This is a genomic window from Protofrankia sp. CiT1, from assembly GCF_917627335.1.
In the GTDB taxonomy this organism is placed as follows: domain Bacteria; phylum Actinomycetota; class Actinomycetes; order Frankiales; family Frankiaceae; genus Protofrankia.
The window spans coordinates 41,222-50,890 of record NZ_CAKJTP010000023.1 but is presented as its reverse complement, the minus strand read 5'-3'; the positions used below and the strand labels follow the sequence as shown (position 1 = coordinate 50,890).

The following is a 9,669-nucleotide window of genomic DNA, read 5'->3' as shown; positions in this document are numbered from 1 at the left end:
GCTGAGGGGATTCGAACCCCTGACCCTCACACTGCCAGTGTGATGCGCTACCAGACTGCGCCACAGCCCCAGACGTGCTTTCGTCACCCTTGCCGTTCGTTCGTACCGTTCACACCCTACAGGTTCCGCCGAGCACCCCGTCAGGGGGCACTCGGTGAGTGTACCGGTTCGATGTCCGGAGCGGCCGCGGGCATCTGCGGGGGCAGGCCCGCTTCGGACGTGCCGGGAGCGGGAACCCCGGTGAGCGCCAACGGGCCGCCGTTGTGCTCGACCAGCCGGAACCGTCCGCCGTCACCACGCAGCAGCGTCCAGCAGCAGTTTCTCAGCGGCCCGAACCGCCACCAGACCGATGACGGTATCTCCAGCAGCCGTCCGATCAGGGCCCTGGCGGTGCCGCCGTGCAGCACCAGGACGGCAAGCCCATCCTCACCGGGGAGCCCTTCAGCGACAAGGTCGTCAATGACGCCAACCGCTCTGGCGCCGACCTCCACGTAGGTCTCACCACCGCCACGGCGCACGTCCTCGCCACGACGCCACGCCGCGTCCTCCGCGGGGAAACGGAGGGCCGCCTGCGCGGCCGTCAGCCCCGACCACTCCCCCAGCGAGATCTCCCGCAGCCTGGCGTCCATCCGAACCGGAACGCCGAGCTCAGCCGCGGTCGCCCGGCAGCGCAGCAGGTCCGAGGAGATGACAACGTCAGGGGCAAGCGCGCGGACCGCGGGTGCGACCAGCCGCGCCTGCGCCCGGCCGGTCTCGTCCAACGGAGGATCCGCGTGCCCCTGGAACCTGCCGACATCGTTCCAGGCGGTGCGGCCGTGCCGCCACAGCAGGATCCTCACCAGCGACCAACACCGGGTCCAGCGGCTTCGACATGCCGGGAAAGATCACGGTCGACGAAGGCGATCCGCGGGCAGTCCTTCCAGAGCCGTTCGAGTCCGTAGTAGGTCCGCTCCTCACCGTGCTGTACGTGCACCACAACATCGGAGAAGTCGAGCAGCACCCAGCGTCCCTCGCGTTCACCCTCGCGGCGCAACGGCTTGGCCCCGAGCCTGCGCAGTTGCTCCTCGACGCCATCAACCACGGCCTTGACCTGCCGTTCAGTGTCGGCGGACACGACCACGAAGCAGTCCGTGATAGCAAGACGCTCGCTGACGTCCAGCACGACGATGTCGCTGGCGAGCTTGTCCGCCGCGGCCTGCGCGGCTTCGAGGGCGAGTTCGACGGCTCGCGGGGATGCGGTCACGAATACATCTCTCCTGACTGGGTCACCGGGCTTCCGGCTGCGCGTCAAAAACATGATCGCGCAGCCGCTGGCGGCGGGGCATGCCCGTCGACTACGGTTAACGATCGTATGCGCCGGAGCGGTTTGCGTACCGCCCATCCAGCCTGACATACCCAACGCTTTCACGTGCCTGATTGTGGCCCGTACCGGTACCCTGGCCACGCCATGCGGGCAGGCGACAAGATCATGGGACGGGCGTCGCCGCTGGGTCGCGCGGTCGGTACAGCCCGCTTTTGGCAATAAAGCGCACCACCCCGTCCGGGGTGAGGTACCAGATGGGCGCCCCGCGGCTCACCCGGGCACGGATGTCGGAAGAGGAGATCGTCAACGCCGGAACCTCCAGGAGGCTGACCGCGTCACCCGGTAGGCTCGCGTCGAGCTCCAGTTGGTAGCCGGGCCGGGTGACCCCGACGAAATGAGCCAGCCCGAACAGCTCCCGGACGTCGCGCCAGCTGAGGATCTGTGCCAGCGCGTCCGCCCCGGTGATGAAGAACAGTTTGGCCCGCGGCCGCACGAGGCGCAGGTCCCGCAGGGTGTCAATGGTGTAGGTTGGGCCGCTCCGGTCGATGTCAATCCGGCTGACGGTGAACTGTGGATTGCCCGCCGTCGCAAGGAAGGTCATCAGATACCTGTCCTCGGCTGGCGACACCTCTCTGTCCGCCTTCTGCCACGGACGCCCGCTCGGCACGAAGACCACCTCGTCCAGATCGAACAGTGCCGCGACCTCACTGGCGGCGACCAGATGACCGTTATGTACCGGATCAAAGGTCCCGCCCATCACCCCGAGCCTCACGGACGGACCGTAACGGGAGCACACCGTGATTTCGACTTCTCCGGGAAGTATCACATCCGCGCCCAACGGCCCGGACCGAGCGCACCGGGCATAGCGGCGGAAATCCAGCCTGTAGCCACCGGCCACGAGGAACGCCGCAAGGAACGCCGCAAGGAACGCCGCGAGGAACGCCGCGTCCCGCCGGGCCAGGGCCACCGGCCATCGCCGTAGGCTGACCACGTACTCGCCGGGGCTCGCCGTCGCCATGATCCGGCATCGACGCCCGCGCCCCGCCCAGATCAGCTCATGCTCACATCCCTGTTGCCGGTCGCTCCTCATTCTCGTTCAGTTCCCGTTTCCCCTATCCGTTTCTATTCTGTTCTTACGCTGTTCTTATTCTGTTAATCCCGACTCGAGGAGGCTACCTGATGCCGGTGAGTCCGCTCGCGGGCCAGCCCGCGCAGCCTGACATTCTCATCGACGTGGACGCGCTGCTGGCCGCATACCACGACGAGCGGCCCGACCCCGGCGAGGCATCCCAACGGGTCTCGTTCGGGACATCCGGGCACCGCGGGTCGTCACTGCGCCGCTCCTTCAACGCCGATCACATCGTCGCGATCACACAGGCGATATGCGAACACAGGGCCGCCCACCACGTGGACGGACCGCTGTTCATCGGTGTGGACACCCACGCCCTGTCCGCGCCCGCGCTCACCAGCGCGCTGGAAGTACTGGCCGCGCACGAGACGCATACCCGGATCGCCCCGGCTGGCGAGGCCACTCCCACCCCCGTGATCTCGCACGCGATCCTCACGCACAATGCCCGCCGCGCGGCCGGGCAGGCTCATGGTCTCGCCGACGGTATCGTGATCACGCCGTCACACAACCCACCCGCGGATGGCGGATTCAAGTACAACCCACCGACCGGGGGGCCGGCGGACACCGGCCTGACCACCTGGATCCAGAACCGCGCGAACGCACTGCTCGCGGACGGGCTGCGGGGGGTCTCACGGGTCCCGCCCGCGCGTGCCCGCACGAGTGCGGCCGTGCACGACTACGTCACGGCCTACGTCGACGACCTGGCAGCCGTGATCGACCTCGACGCGATCCGCGGCGCGGGCGTCAGGATCGGCGTCGACCCGCTCGGGGGCGCGAGCGTGGCCTACTGGCAGGCCATCGCCGAGCGTTTCAAGCTCGACCTCGACGTGGTCAACACCACGGTCGATCCACGGTTCGGATTCATGACCGTCGACTGGGACGGCAAGATCCGGATGGACCCCTCCTCGCCATACGCGATGGCGTCGCTGCTGCGTCTGAAGGATTCCTTCGACGTGGCGCTGGCCAACGACGCCGACGCCGACCGGCACGGCATCGTGACGCCGGGCGAGGGCCTGCTCAACCCCAACCACTACCTGTCAGCCGCGATCTCCTATCTGTTCACGCATCGCGACGGCTGGCCCGGCGCTGCCTCGATCGGCAAGACCCTGGTCAGTTCGAGCATGATTGACCGGGTCGCCGCCGGGCTCGGACGGGAGATCGTCGAGGTTCCGGTCGGTTTCAAGTGGTTCGTGGACGGGCTGATCGACGCCTCCCTCGGATTCGGCGGGGAGGAGAGCGCGGGCGCGTCGTTCCTGCGCCGCGACGGCCGGGTCTGGACCACCGACAAGGACGGTCTGATCGCCTGCCTGCTCGCCGCTGAGATCACGGCTGTGACCGGGAAGGACCCCGGTCAGCACTACGCGGCACTCACCGACAGGCACGGCGCACCCGCGTACCGCCGGGTGGATGCGCCGGCCTCCCCCGCGCAGAAGGAGGTCCTGACCTCCCTGACCCCGGCTGACCTGGACGCCTCCATGCTCGCGGGCGAGCCGGTGATCACCGCGCTGTCCCATGCTCCCGGGAACGGAGCGGCGATCGGCGGGATCAAGGTCATCACCGAGAACGCCTGGTTCGCGGCGCGCCCGTCCGGCACCGAGGACGTGTACAAGATCTACGCGGAGAGTTTCCGCGGACCCGAGCACCTGGACACCGTCCTCGCCGAGGCGCAGTCCGTCGTGGACGCCGCCCTCGCCCGCTAACTGGCCGAATCGGCGGAAGGGGCGGAAGGGGCTGGCGGGGCCGAATCGGCTGGCGGGGCTGGCGAGGCCGGTCGGCTGGTTCGGCGGCGGGCCCGCCGGGCCAGCCGGTAGCCCATGTACACCGTCGCGGCGGACAGCAGGATCAGGATGATCGGCCCGATCAACGCGACGATCTGGGTCAGACCACCGACGAAGCGATCCCAGGACAGCCGGACGGCCCGGCCAAGACCCCGGCCGGTGCCGTCCGGAGCGCCGCCGGCCGCCGCGCCCCGCTCACTGATCCCGACGGTGAGGGTGGCAAGATCACTGGAGTCAGCCAGCACCTGGCGCTGGCCCTCAAGCTGTTCAATCCGCAACTGCACGTTGTCGATCTGCTGGCGGACGGCGAGGACCTCCCCGATCGTCCCGGCCTTGGCCAGGAGCGCCAGATAGCTGTCCTGGGAGCTCCGCAACGCCTTCAGCCGGGACTGGAGATCTACGTACTGGCCGGTCACGTCCCGGGTGGAAACGGTCGAAGCGCGAACCTCGCCGATCTTCCCGACCTGGTCGCGCAGCGGCTCGAACGAACCGCTCGGGACCCTCAGGGTGACGTTGGCACGCTCGCCACCGCTATCGGTGGCCGACGCCGAACCGCTGCTGTCCAGCGCGGACAGATAGCCCCCAAGCCCCTTCGCCGCGGTCTCGATGGCGGTGACCGCCGCGTCCACCCCGCCGGGGCGCACCCACAGTGCAACAGAACCGGTACGCACGATCCGCACCTCTGCCCCGGCCGGCCGGGCCTGGTCACCCGTTCCATCCGGTTGGGATCCGGGCAGGCTGGCCCGCCCCGGCGCTGGTGCGCCGACCACGTCAGAACCAGCCTCGGTGTCCACGCCAGCGCTGCCGTTCACGCCGGCGCCGCCGTTCATATCAGCGCCGCCGTTCGCACCAGCGCCGCTGCTCGAAGCGGCGGCGCCTGGAGCGATGCCGGGCGCGACGGGCAGCACCGCCGGTGCGGATCCCCCGTCCGAGTGCACGCCACCGAGCAGGAAGGCAGCAGCGGCAATCACAACAAGCCCGATGGCGAAGGCATAGCGAAAGATCCGGCGCCTGCCGGGGGCGCCCCCGGCGAAACGATCACTTATCGGAGCCCTTCCCAGCCCGGCCGGCCGTGTCCGTTCCGGGCTGTCGGGCTCCTGAGTGTCCGCCCCTGTCGCCGAGCCTGTCATAGCCATCACCGCGGCCGTCCTCCCATCAACGATCAGCTGTCGGAAGGTTGGACGCACGCCTCGCCCGTTCGGTTCACCCCGATTTCAGCCCGGCGAGATCCAGGCCCCGGGCACCAGGCCCCGGGCAGCAGACCCGGGCACCAGACCCCGGCCGCGGAGCCTATGCCGGGAGGATGCGTTCGATGAATGCCTGGAGCTGCTCGACGTTGCGGCACTCGACCATCTCGTCAACCAGGTCGGCATAGGCGCGGGTGGCCGAGTCGCCCGAGCCCCAGTAGGTGCGCGGCTCAGGATTCAGCCAGTAGGAGTGCCTGGCCTGAGCACACAGCGTCCGCAGCACTCCGGCGGCGTTCGCCCGGTAGTTGTTACGGGCGTCGCCCAGCACGAGCAGGGAGGTTTTCGGGCTGACGGCGTCAGGGTAGCGCCGTGCGAACACCTCGAAGGCATGCCCGTAGTCGCTGTGCCCGTCGAACCAGATCAGATCGGCCTCGCTCGCGATCCGCGCCATCATGTCGCCGACGTCGCAGCCCCGCAGAAACCGGGTGACCTCGTCGGTGGTGTCGATGAACGCGAACGCCCGGACCCGGGTGAACTGCTCCCGCAGCGCGTGCGTCAGCAACAGGGTGAAGTGCGCGAACGACGCCACCGAGCCGGAGACGTCGCACAGGACAACGAGCTCGGGCTTGTGCGGTTTGTGCGGACGGTGGTGGGTCCGCAACGGCACGCCGCCGGTGGCGAGCGAAGCCCGCACGGTGCGGCGGAAGTCCAGCCGGCCGGAGCGCCCCAGCTGGCGGCGAGCGGTCAGCCTGGTCGCGAGCCGGCGGGCCAGCGGATAGACCTGCTGGCGCAACTCGACGAGATCACGCTGGGACGCCCGGAGAAAGTCGACCTGGTCCGCCAGGGGCTTGACCGCGGTCGTCGCCACCGCGTCCACCCCGCGTTCCTCGGCAAGCCTGCGCCGAACCTCGGCGGCGACCATCTCCTCGAACGAACGGATCCGCTCGGTGATCGTCTGCCGGGCGACCCGCTCGGCGAGGCCCCCGGTTGCGGCCCCGTCGAGCATCGCGGCCAGCAGGTCCGCGACCAGGGAGTCCGGTGAGAGCGCCCGCATGACCCGGTACATGAACCAGGAGCGCTGCCCCGCCCCGACAGGGGCCGCTCCGAGCGCGGTCACGGCATCTCTGGCGAGGCGGCGCAGTGTCTCATCGTCCTCGTCGAGCAGTGCCCGCAGCAGGTCAGCGCGCATAGCCTCGCGCAGCATGTCCGGATCCAGCTCCGCGTGGCCGCCACGCTGGTGAGCGTCATTGTCCTCGCCTGAGTCCGCACCGCCCTCGCCGAAACCCTCGACGGACAGACCAGCACCGATCCGCGGCGGGAAGTAGAGGTCGAACAACATGTCAAAGGTGACCCGATGGGCCGGGCGCTTGCACATCGTGGCCGCGAAGGCCGCGTGCAGCGCTCCGCGGTCAAGCAGCCCGACCGCGCCGACCGCGCGGGCCGCGTCCACGGTCTCAGCGCTGCTCACCGGCACGCCCGCCGTGCGCAGCGCGGCGGTAAACGCCACCGTGCGGTCCAGCACGCTCATCTCGGCCGTCCCATCGCCTCAGGCCACATCGGGGGTCAGATCAGGAATCACATCAGGTCATGTGCCAGGTCAGGCCAGGTCAGATCGGGTCAGTTCCGACCGAGCTTGAGCTGGCCAGCCGCCCGCGCCTGGTCACTGGCATGCTTGAGAACAACACCCAGCGTGGACGACACCGCCTCTTCGTCCAAGGTGTCGATACCCAGCGCCAGCACGGTCTGCGCCCAGTCGATCGTCTCGGCGATCGACGGCGCCTTCTTCAGCTCCATCGCCCGCAGCGCCCGGATGGTCCGGACGATGGCTTCGGCAAGCCGTTCGGGCAGCTCCGGGACGCGAGCGAGGACGATCTCCTTCTCGCGCGCCGCCGACGGGTAGTCCAGGTACAGGTACAGGCAGCGACGTTTGAGCGCCTCGGAGAGCTCCCGCGTCGCGTTGCTGGTCAGCACCACGAACGGACGGCGGCTGGCCACGATCGTGCCGAGCTCGGGAATCGTCACCTGGAAATCCGAGAGCACTTCCAGCAGGAGCCCCTCGACCTCGACGTCGGCCTTGTCCGTCTCGTCGATGAGCAGCACGGCCGGGTCGTTGCGCCGGATGGCGGTCAGCAACGGCCGGGGCAACAGGAACTCGTCGCTGAAGATGTCGTCATGGGCCTCGTCCCACGCCTCGTCATTACGCCCGGCCTGGATACGCAAAAGCTGCTTCTTGTAGTTCCACTCATACAGCGCCCGAGCCTCGTCCAAGCCCTCGTAGCACTGGAGACGGATCAGTTCGGCGCCGGTCGCGGCAGCCAGTGCCTTGGCGAGCTCCGTCTTGCCCACCCCGGCCGGCCCTTCCACGAGCAGCGGCTTGCGCAACCGGTCGGCCAGGAAGACGGTCGTGGCGATCGCATGGTCCGCAAGGTAACCAGCCGCCTCCAGGCGTCCGCGGACATCCGCCACATCGGCGAAGGCATGCTCCTGTAGCGGCATATACACCTCTCGTGTACGACTTGAGAACCGTTTCCATAGTGCCAGTGACAGGTGCGCGCGGGCGACATCACCGCGACCAGATCACTCCACCTGCTCATAGGCGAGGACGGTCAGGAACTCGACGAACTCGTCGACCAATGTCACCCGCTCGAACAGAGCCGCGGCATCGGCGTAGCGCCCGGCGTCGAACGCGCGCGCGCCGGCCGAGGACCGGATCGCGGCCAGTTCCTCGGCCTCGATGTCTCGGACGAGATCCGCGGTCACCGGCCGGCCGTCAGCCAGCCGGGCCCGTACGGCGATCCACTGCCAGATCTGCGAACGCGAGATCTCAGCGGTGGCCGCATCCTCCATGAGGTTGTCGATGCCAACCGCGCCGGTTCCCCGCAACCAGCTCTCCAGGTAACGGATGGCCACGTTGATGTTGTTCCGCAGGCCCGCTTCGGTGATCGAGCCCGGGGTGTCGCGGATCGCGAGCAGCTGTCGGGCGGTCACCGCGACATCGTCACGCCGCCGGTCGATCTGATTCGGGCGCCCGCCAAGCACGGCGTCGAACACCTCGGTGCAGACCGGCACCAGATCCGGGTGGGCGACCCAGCTGCCGTCGAAACCGTCATGGGACTCCCGCTCCTTGTCCTCGCGGACCTTTGCCAGCGCATGTGCGTTGATGGCTGGATCACGACGGCTCGGGATGAAGGCGGCCATCCCGCCGATGGCATGCGCACCACGGCGGTGGCAGGTGGCCACCAGCAGCTCAGTGTAGGCGCGCAGGAACGGCACGGTCATCGTGACGGCGCCGCGGTCGGGCAGCACGAAATCAGCACCGCGGGCGCGGAACGTCTTCACGGTGGAGAACATGTAGTCCCACCGGCCGGCGTTCAGCCCCGCGGAGTGCTCCCGCAGCTCGTAGAGGATCTCCTCCATTTCAAAGGCCGCCGGCAGCGTCTCGATGAGGACAGTCGCCCGAATCGTCCCGCGGGTGAGCCCGAGGGCGTCCTCGGCCATGGTGAAAACATCATTCCACAGCCGCGCCTCAAGGTGACTTTCCAGTTTCGGTAGATAGAAATATGGCCCGACGCCACTCGAAACCAGCGCATGGGCGTTACGGAACACATACATCCCGAAATCGAAAAGCGCACCGCTGACCGGTTCGCCGTCGACCAGAACATGCCGTTCCGGCAGGTGCCAGCCGCGCGGGCGCACGAGCAGGGTCGCAAGCTTCTCGCCCAGGGCGTAGGTTCGGCCGTCCGCGCCCGTGAACATCAGTACCCGCATAATCGCGTCGGTCAGATTACGCTGCCCGGAGATCATATTTGCCCAGGTGGGCACGTTGGCATCTTCGAAGTCGGCCATGAAGACCCGTGCCCCGCTGTTGAGCGCGTTGATGACCATCTTCGCGTCGGTCGGCCCGGTTATCTCGCACCTGCGATCGGCCAGGCCTGGCGCGGGCGGGGCGACGACCCAGTCGCCGCCGCGGATGTCCGTGGTCTCGGCCAGGAAGTCCAGGCCCGCTCCAGCGGCGACGGACCGCTGGCGCTCACGCCGCCGCTCCAGCAGCTCAGCGCGGCGGCCAGAAAAAGCGCGCTGAAGGGCGGCGACGAAGGCGAGCGCCTCATCGGTCAGCACCGCCGCGGCGTCAGCGGGAGCGAGCCCGCTGACCACCCGGTCCACCTCCACACCTTGCGCAGCTCCGGCAGCACCTTGCGCAGCTCCGGCAGCTGTTCCGTCGGCCGGCCCGTCGGCACCCATCACGTCCCCTCCCTGCTCCACGAACCCCGG

Annotated in this window: 8 protein-coding genes; 1 reads left to right on the top strand and 7 read right to left on the bottom strand. The window is 68.7% G+C overall.

Going from position 1 to position 9,669, the window contains the following annotated elements:
* Positions 1-140 precede the first annotated feature (140 nt).
* From MJ785_RS06545 to nadD, 3 genes are all read right to left on the bottom strand, one after another.
* Positions 141-839, bottom strand: a complete 699-nt coding sequence (locus MJ785_RS06545; RefSeq protein ID WP_239308448.1) for a histidine phosphatase family protein — start codon at positions 837-839, stop codon at positions 141-143.
* Positions 836-1,243 (bottom strand): ribosome silencing factor, encoded by a 408-nt coding sequence (rsfS, locus tag MJ785_RS06540; RefSeq protein WP_239308447.1) that lies wholly within the window; start codon positions 1,241-1,243, stop codon positions 836-838. The genes MJ785_RS06545 and rsfS overlap by 4 nt, the downstream gene beginning before the upstream one ends.
* Before the next feature lie 223 nt (positions 1,244-1,466).
* A complete protein-coding gene (gene nadD, locus MJ785_RS06535; protein ID WP_255725451.1) occupies positions 1,467-2,075 on the bottom strand; it encodes a nicotinate-nucleotide adenylyltransferase in 609 nt (202 codons plus the stop codon).
* Positions 2,076-2,482: 407 nt separating this feature from the next.
* Between nadD and pgm the strand changes: the two genes are divergently transcribed.
* The gene (gene pgm, locus MJ785_RS06530; RefSeq protein WP_239308446.1) at positions 2,483-4,132 is read left to right on the top strand and encodes a phosphoglucomutase (alpha-D-glucose-1,6-bisphosphate-dependent); all 1,650 of its coding nucleotides are present in this window, start codon (positions 2,483-2,485) and stop codon (positions 4,130-4,132) included.
* Here pgm and MJ785_RS06525 read toward each other — a convergent pair.
* The 4 genes from MJ785_RS06525 to aceB form a co-directional block, all read right to left on the bottom strand.
* Positions 4,129-5,346, bottom strand: a complete 1,218-nt coding sequence (locus MJ785_RS06525) for a DUF4349 domain-containing protein (RefSeq protein WP_239380196.1) — start codon at positions 5,344-5,346, stop codon at positions 4,129-4,131. The genes pgm and MJ785_RS06525 overlap by 4 nt on opposite strands.
* Positions 5,347-5,500: 154 nt before the next feature.
* On the bottom strand, positions 5,501-6,925 hold the full coding sequence (locus tag MJ785_RS06520; protein WP_239308445.1) for a VWA domain-containing protein: 1,425 nt from the start codon (positions 6,923-6,925) through the stop codon (positions 5,501-5,503).
* Between the two features lie 89 nt (positions 6,926-7,014).
* Positions 7,015-7,893, bottom strand: a complete 879-nt coding sequence (locus tag MJ785_RS06515; RefSeq protein ID WP_239308444.1) for a MoxR family ATPase — start codon at positions 7,891-7,893, stop codon at positions 7,015-7,017.
* 81 nt (positions 7,894-7,974) lie between these two features.
* Complete coding sequence (gene aceB / locus MJ785_RS06510) at positions 7,975-9,639, bottom strand: malate synthase A (protein WP_239376965.1); 1,665 nt, start codon at positions 9,637-9,639, stop codon at positions 7,975-7,977.
* Positions 9,640-9,669 lie beyond the last annotated feature (30 nt).